The organism is Paraburkholderia oxyphila NBRC 105797 (genome assembly GCF_000685075.1).
Classification (GTDB): domain Bacteria; phylum Pseudomonadota; class Gammaproteobacteria; order Burkholderiales; family Burkholderiaceae; genus Paraburkholderia; species Paraburkholderia oxyphila.
This window is the reverse complement of the sequence record NZ_BAYD01000007.1, coordinates 192,390-208,188: the sequence shown is the minus strand read 5'-3', so window position 1 is coordinate 208,188 and position 15,799 is coordinate 192,390. Positions and strand designations below refer to the sequence as shown.

The following is a 15,799-nucleotide window of genomic DNA, read 5'->3' as shown; positions in this document are numbered from 1 at the left end:
GCCTGCTTCGATGAAGCAGGCTTCTTGTTGTGCCCGAGCGCTTGCGATTAGTTGCCGCTGTTGCCGTCGAACTGCGCGCTCACGCGCTGCTTGAGGTCTTGGGCCTGGTCCGGCGTAAACGACGTCTCGATCCGGCGCGCACCGGTGAAGCGCTTTTCCCAGTAGCCGCTGTCCAGATCGTCGACGCGGATCGTGCTACCGGTGGACGGCGAGTGCACGAACTTGTTGTCGCCGATATAGATGCCCACGTGCGAGAACGTACGGCGCATCGTGTTGAAGAACACGAGATCGCCAGGCTTGAGGTTGCTCATGCTCACCTTCTCGCCCACGCGGCTCATTTCCTCGGCGCGGCGCGGCAGGTTCATGCCGAGCGTGTCCTGGAAGACGTAGCGCACGAAGCCGCTGCAGTCGAGACCCGAGTCCGGCGTATTGCCGCCCCAGCGATAGCGCACGCCGATCATGTTGAGCGCGCCGACCACGACGTCGCCGGCCTTGCCAGCCATGCCGGAAAGAAATGACTTCGCACTGCCTTGGGCCGGAGCCTGTGCGGTGGTTTGGGTCGTAGTCTGAACTGCGGGGAGCGACTGCGGATTCGTCGAATTGCTCGGCGAAAAAGAGACGTTCTGATTAAAACTGCTTGCTTCGTCGGCGAACGCGCCGGAAGCTGCAGCCATCAGTGCGCCGATGAACATCCCGGCGACGACGCGCGTGCAAGCCTGGGTCAAGGATCGGTGCTGCATGGGTCGGAATAAATTGCCCGTAAATCAGGGAGTTAGAAGAAAAGTTTGGACGATACTAGCCAGTAAGTATTTGTGTGTCAAAACAAATAGAAAAAAACAATTACGATGCATGCCCCATTGGTGAATTTCACCAAAAAAGCCCCTTAAGTTCCGCGATCGTTCATCGATCGAACGCGGCTTTCAGCAACTTTCGCGTGTAAGGGTGCGTGGGGCCGCCAAAGATTTCTGTTACATCTCCAGTCTCGACAATCGCGCCGTTCTGCATCACCGCAACACGATGCGCCATCGCGCCAATGACCTCGAGGTCGTGGCTGATGAAGACGTAGCCCAGGTTGTACTTGCGTTGCAAATCCGTCAACAATCGCAACACCTGTTGCTGGATCGAGACGTCGAGCGCGCTGGTGGGTTCGTCGAGCACAATCACGCGCGGTTCCAGCACGAGCGTGCGCGCAATGGCGATACGCTGGCGCTGGCCGCCGGAAAACTCGTGCGGGTAGCGTTGCAGCACCGTGCGGTCGAGGCCCACTTCGCGCAACACGCCCACGATGCGCTTGCGGCGCTCTTCGCCGGAAAGATCGGGCCGGTGCAGCGCCAGCCCCTCCCCTACGATGCGCTCGATGGTTTGCCGGGGAGAAAGCGAACTGAACGGATCTTGAAAGACGACTTGCAGGTGCGAGCGCAGCCCGAGCTTGTCGCGACCCTGATAGCTCGCGAGCGGACGGCCCTGGAACTCGATCGCGCCGCCCACGGTTCGTTGCAGGCCCAACATCGCCATCGCCAGCGTGGATTTCCCCGATCCGGACTCGCCGACGATGCCCAGCGTCTCACCCTGGCGCACCGAGACACTCGCGTCGTTCACCGCGCGAAAGCGGCCGCGCCGCCACCAGCCCTTGAAGCCGGGCAGCTTGGTCGCGAAATCGACGCTCACGTCTTTCGCTTCGAGCAGCACTGGCGCGATCGGCAGCACCGGCAGCACGTTGCGCTCGGGCCGGCTGGCGATCAGCCGCTGCGTGTAGGGATGCTCGGGTGCCTCGAAGATCTGCTCGACCGTTCCCGCCTCTACCAGCCGGCCCTTCTCCATCACCGCCACGCGCTGCGCGAAGCGGCGCACGAGATTCAGGTCGTGCGTAATGAGCAGCACCGACATGCCCCCGCCAGGCTTGTCCGCCTCCGCGCGCTGCAGCTCGCGCAAGAGCTCGACGATCTGCCCGCGGATGGTCACGTCGAGCGCCGTGGTGGGCTCGTCCGCCAGCAAGAGACGCGGGCGGCATGCGAGCGCCATCGCGATCATCACGCGCTGGCGCTGGCCGCCGGAAAGCTGATGCGGGTAACTAAAGAGACGCCGGCGCGGCTCGGGAATGCCGGTGCGCTCGAGCAACCCCACGGCGCGCTCGTACGCCTCCTTCTTCGTCACCCCGTCGTGCAGCACGATGGTCTCCGCAATCTGCTCGCCGATCGTATAGAGCGGATTGAGGGCCGTCATCGGCTCCTGAAAGATCATCGCGATGTCGCTGCCGCGCAGGCCGCGCATCGCGCGCTCGGTCTTCGCGAGCAGGTCCTCGCCGTCGAGGCGGATCGAACCCGAGATACGCGCATCGCTGAGCAGGCGCAGGATCGCGAGCGCCGTCACGGTCTTGCCCGAGCCCGATTCGCCCACGAGCGCCACGCGCTCGCCGCGTCCAATGGCGAGCGCGATGTCGTCCACGGCGAGCGTCTCGCCGAAGCGCACGCTCAGATGCTCGATCGAGAGCAGCGGCCCGGCGTTCGTACCGGCGTCCTGAGGCAGCGCGCTCACTGGTTGCCTCCTGCTTTCATCGCGTCGGAGATGCGCGTATCGAGCGCGTTGCGAAGCGCGTCGCCCATGAACGTGAGCAGCAGCAACGTGACGACGAGCACGCCGAACGTCGACATCGAGATCCACCAGGCGTCGAGATTGGCCTTGCCCTGCGCGAGCAATTCGCCGAGGCTCGGCGTGGGCGGCGGCACGCCGAGGCCGAGAAAGTCGAGGCTCGTGAGCGCGAGGATCGAGCCGCTCATGCGAAACGGCAGGAAGGTGATGACGGGCGTGAGGCTGTTGGGCAGCACATGGCGCCGGATGATCTGCCAGTTCGAGAGGCCCATCGCGCGCGCGGCGAGCACATAGTCCTGATTGCGGTTGCGCAGGAACTCGGCGCGCACGTAGTCCGAGAGACCGATCCAGCCGAACAGCGAGAGCAGCACGATCAGCAGGATGAAGCCCGGCTCGAAGATCGACGCGAAGATGATCAGCAGATAGAGCTCGGGCAGCGAACTCCAGATCTCGATCAGGCGCTGCCCGACGATGTCGATACGCCCGCCGAAGTAGCCCTGTGTCGCGCCCGCCAGCACGCCGAGGAAGGTGCCGATGGCGGTCAGCACGAGCGCGAACTCCACCGAGACGCGAAAGCCGTACAGCAGCCGTGCGAACAGGTCGCGCCCGCTCGCGTCGGTGCCGAGCCAGTTATCGCGCGACGGCGGCGCCGGGTTCGGCACCTTCGAAAAATAATTGAGCGTGTCGTAGTAGTACGGGTTCGGCGGATAGATCGCGAAGTTGCCGGGCGCGTCGAAACGATGGCGAATGTAGGGGTCGAGATAGTCGGCGGGCGTCGGGAAATCTCCGCCGAACGCCGTCTCGGGATAGTCCTTGAAGAGCGGGAAATAGAGATGCCCGTCGTAGCGCACGACGAGCGGCTTGTCGTTGCACCAGAGCGGTCCGGCCAGGCTCGCCGCGAACGCAATGACGAAGATAATCAGGCTCCAGTAGCCGAGGCGCTGTTGCTTGAAGCGCAGCCACACCCGGCGCGCGGGTGTGGGCGACTTGAAGGCGCGCACGCTCTCGGTGCGCAGTTCGGGTTCGGCGCCGGCGCGGGCTCTGTTCAACTCAGCGCTCCAGTTGTTCGAATTGAATGCGGGGGTCGACCCACACGTAGCAGAGATCGGAGATGAGCTTGGTCAGGAGCCCGATCAGCGTGAAGAGATAGAGCGTGCCGAGCACGACGGGATAATCGCGCCGCACCACGGACTCATAGGACAGCAGGCCCAGCCCGTCGAGCGAGAACAACGTCTCGATCAGCAGGCTGCCCGTGAAGAACGCGCCGATGAAGGCGGCCGGGAAGCCCACGACGAGCGGCAAGAGCGCATTGCGGAACACGTGCTTCCAGAGCACGGTGCGCTCTGAGAGGCCCTTCGCGCGCGCGGTCAGCACGTACTGGCGGCGGATCTCTTCGAGAAAGGCGTTCTTCGTGAGCATGGTCGTGACAGCGAAGCTCCCCACGACCGAAGCCGTGACCGGCAGCGTGATGTGCCACAGGTAATCGAGAATCTTGCCGCCGAGCGAGAGCGTGCTCCAGTCGTCGGAGGTGAGATTGCGCAGCGGAAAGAGCTGCAGGAAGGTGCCGCCGCCAAACAGCACGAGCAACAGCACGCCCAGCACGAAGCCCGGAATCGCATAGCCGATCAGCACGATGAGGCTCGTGACGAGATCGAAGCGCGAGCCGTTGCGCACCGCCTTGGCGATGCCCAACGGCACCGATATCAGATAGGTGAGAAAGAAGGTCCACAAGCCGATGCTGATCGACACCGGCAGCTTGGAGACGATCAGCGACCACACGCTCTGATGGTGGAAGTAGCTCTGCCCGAGATCGAAGCGCACGAAGCGTCCGAGCATCAGGAAATAGCGCTGGAGCGGCGGCTTGTCGAAGCCGTAAAGCTGCTTGAGTTGCGCGATCTGCTGCGCGTCCACGCCCGAATGCGCGCGCATGCCGAACGGCATGCCCTGCTCCGCGCCGCGCTTGAGTTCGCGCACCGCCTGCTCGACGGGACCGCCCGGCACGAACTGGATCACGGCGAAGGTCAGCGTGAGCACGCCGAGCAGCGTCGGGATCATCAGCAACAGGCGTTTGACGATGTAGCTCCACATGATTCTTTGCTTCCGTCAAGGAGGGTCCGGTGTTTCAGTGCTGCGGCGGGTGTTCGCGACTGAGCCACCACGTCGAAGTGATCCAGTCGATCGCGCCATAGTACAGCGGCAGCTTCGCCGGATAAGCCAGCGTGTTCTTGTACGCCACGCGGTGCGTCGCGCTGTACCACTGCGGCACCACATAGTAGCCGTGCATCAGCACACGGTCGAGCGCGTGCGTGGCGTCGAGCAGCTGCTCGCGCGTCTGCGCCAGCATGAGCGCCTTGAGGATCGCGTCCACGGCCGGCGACTTCAGGCCAATCAGGTTGCCCGAGCCCGGCTCGCCGGCGGCCTTGCTGCCGAACCGGTCGAGCTGCTCGGCGCCCGGCACCTGCACGTCGGGAAACTTGATCGTCGTGATGTCGAAGTCGAAGGCATCGAGCCGCTTCTGGTACAGCGCGAAGTCCACCGAACGATAGTTCACGCGGATGCCGAGCCGCGCCAGCGCCTGCGTGTACTGCGCCATGATCGGCGCCCATTGCGCGGAGGCGCTCGTGTCGTCGAGCACCTCGAACACGAATGGCTCGCCCTGCGCGTTGCGCAGCGCGCCGTCGCGATAGGTCCAGCCCGCATCCGCGAGCAGCGCGCGTGCCTTGAGCAAGTTCGCGCGCAGCGAGCCGGGTGGCTGAGTGCTCGGCTGCACGGGCGGCGGCCCGAACACGGCCGGATCGAGCTGCTTGCGCCAGGGCTCCAGCAGCGCAAGCTCGCCCGCCGAAGGCAAGCCCCTCGCCTGCAGATCCGTATTCACGAACCAGCTGTCGATGCGCTTGTACTGGCTGTAGAACAACATGCGGTTGAGCCACTGGAAGTCGAGCGCGAGATCGAGCGCCTCGCGCACGCGCACGTCCTGAAACATCGGCTTGCGCAGGTTGATCACGTAGCCCTGCATGCCGGTGCCGTTGTGCTGCGGAAATTCGCGCTTGATGAGCTCGCCGCTGTCGAAGCGCTTGCCCACGTCGCGGCGCACCCAGTTGCGCGCCACGTATTCGACGAGCGCGTCATACTCGCCCGCCTTGAACGCTTCGAGGCGCGCGACGTCGTCCGAGTAGAGCTTGTAGACAATGCGATCGAAATTGTTGGTGCCCACGCGCACGGGCAGGTCCTTGCCCCAGTAGTTCGGATCGCGCTGGTATGAGATCGTGCGGCCGTTCGAGTAGCGCTCGATCACGTACGGGCCGCTGCCGATCGGCTCTTCGAATGCGAGTTGATCGAACGCAATGCGTGTGCCGTCGGCGCGCAGCCCCCACTTGTGCGAGAACACCGGCATGCCCCCCGCGATGAGCGGCAACTCGCGGTTGTTGGTGCGGAACTCGAAGCGGATGGTGGCCGGATCGACCACCACGGCACGCGTGATATCGCCGAAATAGGCCTGCATCGATGGCGCGGCCTGGCGGCTCTTGAGCGTGTCGAGCGAGAACTTGACGTCGGCCGCCGTGACCGGATCGCCATTCGAAAAGTGCGCGCGCGGATTCAAATGAAACGTGACGGACAAGCGATCGGGCGCGATGAGGATATCGTCGGCGAGCAAGCCATACGCCGAGGCCACCTCGTCCATGCTGCCCGTCGTCAGGCTCTCGAAAATCATGCCGAGGCCCGGCGCCGGGTTGCCGCGCAAAGTGAACGGATTGAACTTGTCGAAGCTCGTCAGCCGGTCGGGATTCGCGAGCACCAGCGTGCCGCCCTTGGGCGCATCGGGGTTCACGTAGTCGAAGTGCTTGAAGTCCTGCGGGTACTTCGGCTCGCCGTATTGCGCGATTGCGTAGACCGCATGCGCGGACGGCATCGTCGCGAACACGAGGGCGAGCGCGGCCCCCGCGACCGTCAGCAGACGCGCCGGCGCAATCCGCCAGACGCGCGCTTCTGGCCACCCTGCGGGCCACCAGCGAGGAACCGTTGCCCCACGCGCCGCGCGCGTTCTCCTGCCTCGCGTTCCTGTCGTCATAGAAAGGGATTTGTCCGGGGTGCCGTGTCAATTGTGAGAGAATTCTACCCAAACCGCGCGGCGCCGCCTTTAGCGGCGCGCGGTGCATTGAACCTGTTCAGGAGAATTCATGGGCTTCCTCGCTGGCAAACGCATCTTGTTGACCGGCCTGCTGTCGAACCGGTCGATCGCGTATGGCATTGCGCAAGCATGCAAGCGCGAAGGCGCGGAACTGGCGTTCACGTACGTCGGCGAGCGCTTCAAGGACCGCATTACCGAATTCGCGCAAGAATTCGGCAGCAATCTGGTGTTCCCCTGCGATGTCGCCGACGACGCACAGATCGACGCGCTGTTCGCCGATCTCAAGCAGCACTGGGACACGCTCGACGGCCTCGTGCACTCGATCGGCTTCGCGCCGCGCGAAGCAATCGCGGGCGACTTCCTCGACGGCATGACGCGCGAAAACTTCCGCATCGCGCATGACATTTCGGCCTACAGCTTCCCGGCGCTCGCCAAAGCCGCTCAGCCGATGCTCTCCGCGAACGCGTCGCTCGTCACCCTCACCTATCTCGGTGCCGAGCGCGCGATCCCGAACTACAACACGATGGGGCTGGCCAAGGCCTCGCTCGAGGCGAGCGTGCGTTACCTCGCGGTCTCGCTCGGCGCGAAAGGCGTGCGCGTGAACGGCATCTCGGCCGGCCCGATCAAGACGCTCGCGGCGAGCGGCATCAAGAGCTTCGGCAAGATCCTCGATTTCGTCGAGCACAACGCACCGCTGCAGCGTAACGTGACGATCGAGCAGGTCGGCAATACGGCCGCGTTCCTGCTCTCCGATCTGTCGGGCGGCGTGACGGCTGAAATCGTTCACGTCGATGGGGGCTTCAACGCCGTGGTCGGCGGCATGGCGGGTCTTGGCGAATAACTCGCCGCCCGGCCCGCCTGCGCCTCGTTGCGCAGGCAACCGTAGCAAGCAAAAAGCCGCCCTCGGGCGGCTTTTCTTTTGACCTCGTTCTGGTCTGCTCGCGCGCCTTGTCATTCATGACACGCGCGAGGCTGGCTTAGTGCCAGTGTCCCGGAGGAGGACCACCATGATCCCAATGGCCGTGGCCCGGGCCATAGCCGCCGTGATGGCGATACCAGTCGTCACGGGCCCAGTAGCGGCGGCCGTCCCAATAGCGGTCGCCGTGCCAGCCGATCACGATAGCCGGCGGCGCAGCATAGACGGGCGCAGGCTGATAAACGACGGGCGGCGGCGGCGGCGCGTAGACCGGCGGCGGCGCGACATAAACCGGGGCAGGAATACCGATGTTGACACCGACGCTCACGCCAGCCATTGCCGCACTCGACGCAGCACCGATTGCCAAGCCCCCGACCAGCATTGCAATAACACGAGCGAACTTCATGGACTCACCTTTTGGGGTTGATGTTTTGTTGAAGCCAATATAGCGCAGGCTCCCCGGCCCGCGTATTTCAACATTGTAATAACTGATGCACAAAACCACGCCGCATTCACCCGTGTAACGTCTGGTTACACCCATGCCGAATTGGCAACAACGCCGGCGAGGATAGCACCGCTTGAATCGACGCGCGCCGTGCCCGTGCGCGCCGCGCAATCGGGATTCGGTCAAACTGCCGCTCGAATTCAGCTTCTAATAACGCACGAAGCGATCAAGCGCTGACACACCAATTCATCTACATCATTTAATTCGGAATGCAGACAAAATGTTCGAGCACGCAGAGAATCGCCCCGGTTCATGCAAAGCAAATCCGGCGATGCTAACAATGAGTTCATGTTGATACGTGCGCCAAAACCGGCGCCGGAAAAACAAAAACCCCGCAAGCCGAGACTTGCGGGGTTTCGCCGCCATGACTGGCGGAGACGGAGGGATTCGAACCCTCGATCCAGGTTTTGGCCCAGATGCTCCCTTAGCAGGGGAGTGCCTTCGACCTCTCGGCCACGTCTCCCGAAAACTTCGTTTGCGCCAGGGAGGCAGCGCAACGAAGCCAAGATAATAGCGGGTTAAAGCGTTCCGGTCAATTTTTAAGACGCACTTTTTGCAAACTTTTTCGTGCGTGTGCGCAATTGACCGGAATTGCCCGATCAGGCCTGCTCGAGCTCGAACGCCTTGTGCAACGCGCGGACCGCCAGCTCCATGTACTTCTCGTCGATCAACACCGAGATCTTGATTTCGGAGGTCGAAATCATCTGGATGTTGATGCCCTCTTCCGAGAGCGTGCGGAACATCTTGCTCGCCACGCCGACGTGCGAGCGCATGCCCACACCGACCACCGACACCTTCGAGACCTTCGCGTCGCCCAGCACCTTCTCGGCGCTCACGTGACCCTTCACCTGGTTCGTGAGGACGTCCATCGCACGCTGATAGTCGCCGCGCGGCACCGTGAACGTGAAGTCGGTCTTGCCGTCCACGCTCTGGTTCTGGATGATCATGTCGACGTCGATGTTCGCGTCCGCCACCGGGCCGAGGATCTGATACGCGATGCCCGGCTTGTCGGGCACGCCCATCACGATAATGCGGGCCTCGTCGCGCTGGAACGCGATACCCGAGATGACTGCTTTTTCCATGGTCTCGTCTTCTTCAAAGGTAATCAGGGTGCCCGACTTCATTTCCTCGTCGAGGTTCATCATCGGGTCGGTCAGGCTGGAGAGCACACGCGTCTTCACCTGATACTTGCCCGCGAATTCCACCGAGCGGATCTGCAGCACCTTCGAGCCGAGGCTGGCCATTTCCAGCATCTCTTCGAACGTGATGCGGTCGAGCCGGCGCGCGTCGTCCACCACGCGCGGGTCGGTCGTGTAGACGCCGTCCACGTCCGTGTAAATGAGGCATTCGTCGGCCTTCAGCGCGGCTGCCACTGCAACCGCCGAGGTGTCCGAGCCGCCGCGGCCGAGCGTGGTGATGTGGCCTTCCGGATCGATGCCCTGGAAGCCCGTGATCACGACCACCTTGCCTTCGTCGAGGTCGGCCAGCACGCGCTCGCCGTCGATGTCGTTGATGCGCGCCTTCGTGAAGGAGCTGTCGGTTTTGACCGGCACTTGCCAGCCGGTGTAGCTGATGGCGTCCACGCCGGCTTCCTGCAGCGCGATCGACAGCAGACCGACGCTCACCTGTTCGCCGGTCGACGCAATCATGTCGAGCTCGCGCGGGCTCGGCTGCGGCGAAATCTCTTTCGCGAGACCGAGCAGACGATTGGTTTCGCCGGACATTGCCGAGGGCACGACGACCATCTTGTGGCCAGCCTTGTGCCATTTGGCGACGCGCTTGGCAACGTTCTTGATGCGCTCGACCGAGCCCATCGAGGTGCCGCCGTATTTGTGTACGATGAGTGCCATTGTCGTTCTGAACTGGAGATGTTACCGCGCTGGCGCACCGAAGACGGCTCCGCCCGGTACTGTTCAGACCGCGCGAGGGGCTTGGCGCGTGCAGCACACGCGGAGTTTGCCCGGGCGGCCGCGAGGCAGCCGCATCGGCATCGTGTAGATACAGATACGGGCTCGCGCGCCCTGCCCGCAACCGCTACGACGTCCTTGCAATCGTCGGATACCGCTGGAAGGAGACATCGCGTCCTGGCACGGTGTGCGCCGCTTTTGACGGCGTCCGTGAACGCGAAAAAGCGGGCTGGACAAACAAGTTACCCTACCCGATCGAGGTCAAAATTACAAGGCGAAATTGGGCGGCGGGGAGCGAAAAAGGCTTGTGCGGCAAGGATTTGCGCGGATCCGGCGCGCCCTTTGGGCACGACCTGGCAGGATTGGCACGCGCGCCGGCAATTTTTCGCGTGACGGCTGCCGCAGCCCGCCGCGTGTCGGGCGCACGCTGGCAGCACCGCCGTGCGCCTTCACTCACGCGATCAGCAGATCCTCGCGCCACTCGATGCGGCGCCAAAGTGCCGCATGTGCTGCGTCCGGCGCCTCGCTCGGCACATCGAATGCGGCGCGGTTCACCCCAATCCGGGGCACGAACAAAAGCGTCCCGCCAACATACAGCAGCGGCACATCGCGCTCCCATGCCGGCACACCGCGCGTCTGGAACAGGTTCTTGAGCGTGCGGCTCAGGTTGGCGGCCTCGTCGCGCAGGCGCTCGCCCCCTTCTCTTTCGCGCGCAACGAGCGGGCCGCCGCGCAACACGGCTTCGGGAACGGCATCGGGATCGGTCGCGTCGGCGGGCGCGAAAATGTAGCTGCCACGCCATTGCGGCAGCCGCCAGACTTCCTCGCCGCGCCAGTTCATGCTGGCGGGTTCGCGTCCGCTGCGCTCGCGCTCGCGTCCCGCACCGGCGAACTCGGCCTGTGCGCGTGGCGCCTCCCAGAACACACGGCCGCGATAGCAGCGCAGCGTGCGCCCAGCGTGATCGACGCGCAGCGCGTGACCCTCGCCCTCGCGCGCGATCTCGCGCAACTGGCGCAGCGCGTCGGCGAGCCGCGCCGTCGACGCGGCCGGCAGGCCAAGCGAGCGCATCCAGTAGCGCAGCAGATTGAGCGCGCGCGCGTCGTCGAGTGCGACGAGCACGGTATGCGAAAGCGTATCGGTATCGCCGTGTCCTGCTTCGCGCAGATCGATCTGCGCGAGGTCGTCGAGCAGGCGCTGCGCAGAGGCCGCATGGGCGGCCGTGCGCGCGAGCGCATCGCGAAAGCCGGGGAAATGCGCGCCAAGCGTGGGCAGCACGTCGTGGCGCAATGCGTTGCGCGCGTAACGCGTGTCAGCATTCGATTCGTCCTCGATCCAGTGCAGATCGTGCGCATGCGCATAACGCTCCAGTTGCGCGCGCAACAAGTGCAGCAGCGGCCGCACGCGCGGCACGCCGCCCGCCACCTCGCGCGCCGGCGCCATCGCGGCCAGCCCCGCCAGGCCCGCGCCGCGCAGCAATTGCAGCAAGACCGTTTCGGCCTGATCGTCGGCGTGCTGGGCGAGCCACAGCGACTGCGCGCCATGCGTGGCGCACATCGCGTCGAGCGCGCGGTAGCGCGCCTCGCGCGCCGCCGCTTCCACACCCGCCGCGTCGTCGGGCGCGAGCGTCACGCGCCGCGCATCGAACGCCACGCCGTACGCGCGCGCTGTCGCCTCGCAATGCGCGAGCCATCGATCGGCGTTCGGACTCAGCCCATGGTGCACATGCAGCGCGACGAGCCGCGAAGGGCCCGCCGTGCGCACCGCCGCGTCGAGCAGCACCGACGAGTCGAGGCCGCCGCTGAACGCGATGGCAATGCGCGTATCGATTGCAAGCGTGGAAAGCACAACGCCGAGCGCATCGAGAACGATGCGCCCGGCGTCGGAATCGGGATGGTCGGTCACGGCATGACGGCGCCCTTCGCGCCGGCTCAGGTCAGTGACGCCGCGCGCTTACGCGCCCGGCGTCGTTTCCTTGAACTTGCCGTATTCCATCAGGCGCTCGTAGCGGCGCGCCTTCAGGTCGGCGATGCTCATGCCCTGGAACTGGCGCAGCGAGTCGGAGAGCGCGCGGCGCAGGAGCGCGGCCATGCCCTTCGGATCGCGATGCGCGCCGCCGAGCGGCTCGTTTACGATCTTGTCGATCAGGCCCAGCGCCTTGAGGCGGTGCGCGGTGAGACCCAGCGCTTCGGCGGCCTCGGGGGCCTTCGCGGCGCTCTTCCACAGGATCGACGCGCAGCCTTCCGGCGAGATGACCGAATAGGTCGAGAACTGCAGCATCATGACCGTGTCGGCCACGGCGATCGCGAGCGCGCCGCCCGAACCGCCTTCGCCGATGATCGTCGTGATGATCGGCGTCTTGAGCTCGGCCATCACGTAGAGATTACGGCCGATGGCTTCCGACTGGCCGCGCTCTTCCGCGCCGATGCCCGGGTAGGCGCCCGGCGTATCGACGAAGGTGAAGATGGGCAGGCCGAATTTTTCGGCGAGGCGCATCAGGCGCTCGGCCTTGCGATAGCCTTCCGGACGCGGCATGCCGAAGTTGCGCGCGGCGCGCTCCTTCGTGTCGCGGCCCTTCTGCTGGCCGATCACCATGCAGGCCTGGCCGTTAAAGCGTGCGAGGCCGCCGACGATCGACAGGTCGTCCGCGTAAGAGCGGTCGCCATGGAGTTCGTGGAAATCGGTGAACAGCTCGTGCACGTAGTCGAGCGTGTACGGACGCTGCGGATGACGCGCGATCTGCGAAACCTGCCACGGGCTCAGGTTCGCGTAGAGGTCCTTCGTGAGCTGCTGGCTTTTCTTCGACAGCCGCTCGATCTCTTCCGAAATATCGACGGCCGAATCGTCCTGAACGAAGCGCAGTTCTTCGATCTTCGCTTCGAGTTCAGCGATCGGCTGCTCGAAATCCAGAAACGTGGTTTTCATGTGTTGGAATCCTTGCACTTTGCGGCAGCGCGTATTCTAACCGCGCCGGCCGTCGTCTTAATCGGCTCAGAACTATTGAATTCGGATGACGATAGATAAAATCTGGGGAAACTGGGGGCAGCCGCCTCGGCCAAAAATCGGGGTCAGGACCGCCGCGCGCGAGTGGCGCGGCGGCTGGCTCGCGCCGCTTTTTACGACGGCTCGAGGCTGCGCCACATATACCAGGTCGCGACGGTTCGCCACGGCTCCCAGTTAGCGGCAACTTCACGGGCCTCGCTGCGCGTGACCGGCTCGCCGCTGAAATAATTGACGCTGATCGCCTGGATGAGCCCGAGGTCGTCCAGCGGCAGGACATTGGGACGCGCGAGATTGAAGATCAGGAACATCTCGGCGGTCCAGCGGCCGATGCCGCGAATGGCCGTGAGCTCGGCGATCACGTCCTCGTCGTCCATGGTGGTCCACTTGCCCACGTGGAGCGCGCCGGAGACGAAGTGCTGCGCGAGATCGAGGATGTATTCCGTCTTGCGCTTCGAGAGACCGCACGCCGCCAGCTTCTCGTGTCCGAGCTTGAGGAACTGCTGCGGCACGAGCTTCGGGCACGCGGCCTCGACACGCTGCCACAGCGCCTGTGCCGCCGCGGTCGAGATCTGCTGGCCGACCACCGAGCGCGCGAGCGTGACGAACGGGTCGTCGCTGCTCATGAGATGCACGGGGCCGAACTTCGGGATCAGCTTCTTGAGGATGCGGTCGCGCTTGACGAGATCCGCGCAGGCCTTGTCCCAGTAATCGGGGCGCACCACCTCCGGCTCGCTGCCGCGCGCGGCAGCCGATGGTGGGTGCATGCCGTCACCGGACACTGCGGCTTCGGGCAACGTACTCATCATCGGTACGGCGCCGTCGATGGCGCCGTTGCCCTTCGCGCGCGCCGGCTTCGTGGCGCCATCCGCACCCGCGTGCGCCTTCGCTGCGCCGTTAAGCACGCGATGCTCCGCCTGCGCCTTCGCGCCCACCTTCTTTGCACCGTCGCCTTCCTGCTGCGCCTTCAGGGCGCCACTACGCACAGCGCGCCTCTTGGCTTCGCCTGCCGCGCCCGTTTGCGACGCAGAACGCCTTGCCTGCGTCTTCGTGGCCGTTGCCATCCTGCCTCCTGCCTCGCGAATCGATCAGTGGAAACTGGACAGCCCGCTTACACGCGGCGCCACTCGGTCAACCCGCCCGGTTTGTCTTCGAGCGCGACACCGGCATCGAGCAGTTCGGCCCGGATCCGGTCCGCCTCCGCATACTGTTTTGCCTGCTTCGCGGCCGTGCGCGCGGCGATCTTCGCCTCGATCGCGGCCACATCGAGCGCATCCGCATCCTGCGCGCCCGCGGCCTGCTGCAGGAACGCGCGCGGCTCGCGCACGAGCACGCCGAGCACGCGGCCAAGACGCTGCAACTGGCGCGCCAGCACGGCGTCGCGCGTGCGGTTCACTTCCGTTGCCAGCTCGAACAGCACCGAGATGGCAACCGGCGTATTGAAGTCGTCGTTCATTGCCGCCTGGAAACGCTGCGCATACGGCTCGTTCCAGTCGAGCTCGCCCGCATCCGGGCTCACGTCCTTGAGCGCCGTGTACAGACGCGTGAGTGCGTTGCGCGCGTCGTCCAGATGCACGTCGCTGTAATTCAGCGGCGAGCGGTAGTGCGCGCGCGCCATGAAAAAGCGCACCACTTCTGCGTCGTACTTCGCCAGCACTTCGCGGATCGTGAAGAAGTTGCCGAGCGACTTCGACATCTTCTCGTTGTCGATCTGCACGAAACCGTTGTGCATCCAGTAGTTGACGAACTTCTCGCCGGTCGCGCCCTCGCTTTGCGCAATCTCGTTCTCATGGTGCGGAAACTGCAGATCCTGGCCGCCGCCATGAATGTCGAAATGCTTGCCGAGCAGCGAGCAGCCCATCGCCGAACATTCGATGTGCCAGCCCGGACGGCCGCGTCCGTATTTCGATTCCCAGCTCGTGTCGGCCGGCTCTTCTGCTTTTGCCTGTTTCCACAGCACGAAGTCAAGCGGATCCTGCTTGGCATCGTTCGCCGCCACACGTTCGCCCGCGCGCAGGTCCTCGATCGACTTGCCCGACAGCGCGCCGTAGTTCGCGAACTTGCGCACCGCGTAGTTCACGTCGCCGTCCGTGCCCTGATAGGCGTAGCCGTTGCTTTCCAGCATGCCGATCATGTCGAGCATCTGCGGAATGTACTGCGTCGCGCGCGGCTCGAGATCGGGACGCTCGACGCCGAGCGCGTCCGCGTCTTCGTGCAGCGCGTCGATGAAGCGATCGGTGAGCGCCTTGATCGTCTCGTTGTTCTCAACTGCGCGACGAATGATCTTGTCGTCGATGTCGGTGATGTTGCGCACGTAGGTCACTTTGTAGCCGAGCGTGCGCAGCCAGCGCTGCACGACGTCGAACACCACCATCACACGCGCGTGACCCACATGACAATAGTCGTACACCGTCATCCCGCAGACGTACATGCGTACGACACCGGGCTCGATTGGCACGAAATTTTGCTTGTCACGCGCGAGCGTGTTGTAGATGCGCAGTGATTCCATAGAGACGATGGATACGTGGGTCGAAAGAAGTCCGCGACAGCGCCGACAGCAGCCCGCGGGCACAACGCACCGCGTTGCTCGAGGCTGCGTACAGTCGCGCTCAATCAGTCATCAGGGCGGAGACGACCACGAGTAGCGAAAGAAAGCCTGGCGTGCCACAAATGCCGTCCGGAAACAACGCCCGGAGCAGACCGCAATGAGCCGCACGGGCAGTCGCCCGATATGCAGCCAAAAGCGCGCGGCGAAA

General features: G+C 64.4%; 12 protein-coding genes and 1 tRNA gene. 1 reads left to right on the top strand and 12 read right to left on the bottom strand.

Going from position 1 to position 15,799, the window contains the following annotated elements:
* Nucleotides 1-47 precede the first annotated feature (47 nt).
* The 5 genes from BO1_RS07005 to BO1_RS06985 form a co-directional block, all read right to left on the bottom strand.
* On the bottom strand, nucleotides 48-740 hold the full coding sequence (locus BO1_RS07005; RefSeq protein ID WP_028216954.1) for a C40 family peptidase: 693 nt from the start codon (nucleotides 738-740) through the stop codon (nucleotides 48-50).
* Nucleotides 741-900: 160 nt separating this feature from the next.
* Nucleotides 901-2,535, bottom strand: coding sequence for an ABC transporter ATP-binding protein (locus BO1_RS07000; RefSeq protein ID WP_028216953.1), 1,635 nt, complete (start codon nucleotides 2,533-2,535; stop codon nucleotides 901-903).
* Nucleotides 2,532-3,638 carry an ABC transporter permease gene (locus BO1_RS06995; RefSeq protein WP_043283975.1) on the bottom strand — a complete coding sequence of 369 codons (1,107 nt, stop codon included), beginning with the start codon at nucleotides 3,636-3,638 and terminating at the stop codon, nucleotides 2,532-2,534. Before BO1_RS06995 ends, BO1_RS07000 begins: the two co-directional genes overlap by 4 nt.
* 1 nt (nucleotide 3,639) lies before the next feature.
* On the bottom strand, nucleotides 3,640-4,677 hold the full coding sequence (locus tag BO1_RS06990; protein WP_028216951.1) for a microcin C ABC transporter permease YejB: 1,038 nt from the start codon (nucleotides 4,675-4,677) through the stop codon (nucleotides 3,640-3,642).
* 34 nt (nucleotides 4,678-4,711) lie between these two features.
* The gene (locus BO1_RS06985) at nucleotides 4,712-6,658 is read right to left on the bottom strand and encodes an extracellular solute-binding protein (RefSeq protein ID WP_084687790.1); all 1,947 of its coding nucleotides are present in this window, start codon (nucleotides 6,656-6,658) and stop codon (nucleotides 4,712-4,714) included.
* Between the two features lie 109 nt (nucleotides 6,659-6,767).
* On the opposite strand from BO1_RS06985, the gene fabI reads away from it, so the two are divergent.
* Nucleotides 6,768-7,559 (top strand): enoyl-ACP reductase FabI, encoded by a 792-nt coding sequence (gene fabI, locus BO1_RS06980; RefSeq protein ID WP_028216949.1) that lies wholly within the window; start codon nucleotides 6,768-6,770, stop codon nucleotides 7,557-7,559.
* 136 nt (nucleotides 7,560-7,695) lie between these two features.
* Here the strand turns inward: fabI and BO1_RS06975 are convergent, their stop codons facing one another.
* The 7 genes from BO1_RS06975 to cysS all read right to left on the bottom strand — a co-directional run bounded on the left by BO1_RS06975 (nucleotide 7,696) and on the right by cysS (nucleotide 15,552).
* On the bottom strand, nucleotides 7,696-8,040 hold the full coding sequence (locus tag BO1_RS06975) for a hypothetical protein (protein ID WP_028216948.1): 345 nt from the start codon (nucleotides 8,038-8,040) through the stop codon (nucleotides 7,696-7,698).
* 468 nt (nucleotides 8,041-8,508) lie between these two features.
* A tRNA-Ser gene (locus tag BO1_RS06970) sits at nucleotides 8,509-8,602 on the bottom strand.
* Between the two features lie 136 nt (nucleotides 8,603-8,738).
* Nucleotides 8,739-9,989 (bottom strand): aspartate kinase, encoded by a 1,251-nt coding sequence (locus BO1_RS06965; protein WP_028216947.1) that lies wholly within the window; start codon nucleotides 9,987-9,989, stop codon nucleotides 8,739-8,741.
* Between the two features lie 510 nt (nucleotides 9,990-10,499).
* A complete protein-coding gene (gene tilS, locus BO1_RS06960; protein WP_028216946.1) occupies nucleotides 10,500-11,948 on the bottom strand; it encodes a tRNA lysidine(34) synthetase TilS in 1,449 nt (482 codons plus the stop codon).
* Nucleotides 11,949-11,996: 48 nt separating this feature from the next.
* The gene (locus BO1_RS06955) at nucleotides 11,997-12,968 is read right to left on the bottom strand and encodes an acetyl-CoA carboxylase carboxyltransferase subunit alpha (RefSeq protein WP_028216945.1); all 972 of its coding nucleotides are present in this window, start codon (nucleotides 12,966-12,968) and stop codon (nucleotides 11,997-11,999) included.
* A gap of 191 nt (nucleotides 12,969-13,159) precedes the next feature.
* Entirely contained in the window at nucleotides 13,160-14,107 is a 948-nt protein-coding gene (locus tag BO1_RS06950) for a DNA-3-methyladenine glycosylase family protein (protein WP_028216944.1), read from the bottom strand.
* Nucleotides 14,108-14,154: 47 nt separating this feature from the next.
* Nucleotides 14,155-15,552 (bottom strand): cysteine--tRNA ligase, encoded by a 1,398-nt coding sequence (cysS, locus tag BO1_RS06945; RefSeq protein WP_028216943.1) that lies wholly within the window; start codon nucleotides 15,550-15,552, stop codon nucleotides 14,155-14,157.
* Nucleotides 15,553-15,799 lie beyond the last annotated feature (247 nt).

Excerpts from the sequence above, each read along its gene's own strand:
- fabI (WP_028216949.1), top strand. The coding sequence starts at position 6,768 with ATGGGCTTCCTCGCTGGCAAACGCATCTTGTTGACCGGCCTGCTGTCG.
- BO1_RS06965 (WP_028216947.1), bottom strand. The coding sequence starts at position 9,989 with ATGGCACTCATCGTACACAAATACGGCGGCACCTCGATGGGCTCGGTC.
- BO1_RS06950 (WP_028216944.1), bottom strand. The coding sequence starts at position 14,107 with ATGGCAACGGCCACGAAGACGCAGGCAAGGCGTTCTGCGTCGCAAACG.
- BO1_RS06975 (WP_028216948.1), bottom strand. The coding sequence starts at position 8,040 with ATGAAGTTCGCTCGTGTTATTGCAATGCTGGTCGGGGGCTTGGCAATC.
- cysS (WP_028216943.1), bottom strand. The coding sequence starts at position 15,552 with ATGGAATCACTGCGCATCTACAACACGCTCGCGCGTGACAAGCAAAAT.
- BO1_RS06955 (WP_028216945.1), bottom strand. The coding sequence starts at position 12,968 with ATGAAAACCACGTTTCTGGATTTCGAGCAGCCGATCGCTGAACTCGAA.
- BO1_RS06990 (WP_028216951.1), bottom strand. The coding sequence starts at position 4,677 with ATGTGGAGCTACATCGTCAAACGCCTGTTGCTGATGATCCCGACGCTG.
- BO1_RS07005 (WP_028216954.1), bottom strand. The coding sequence starts at position 740 with ATGCAGCACCGATCCTTGACCCAGGCTTGCACGCGCGTCGTCGCCGGG.
- BO1_RS06985 (WP_084687790.1), bottom strand. The coding sequence starts at position 6,658 with ATGACGACAGGAACGCGAGGCAGGAGAACGCGCGCGGCGCGTGGGGCA.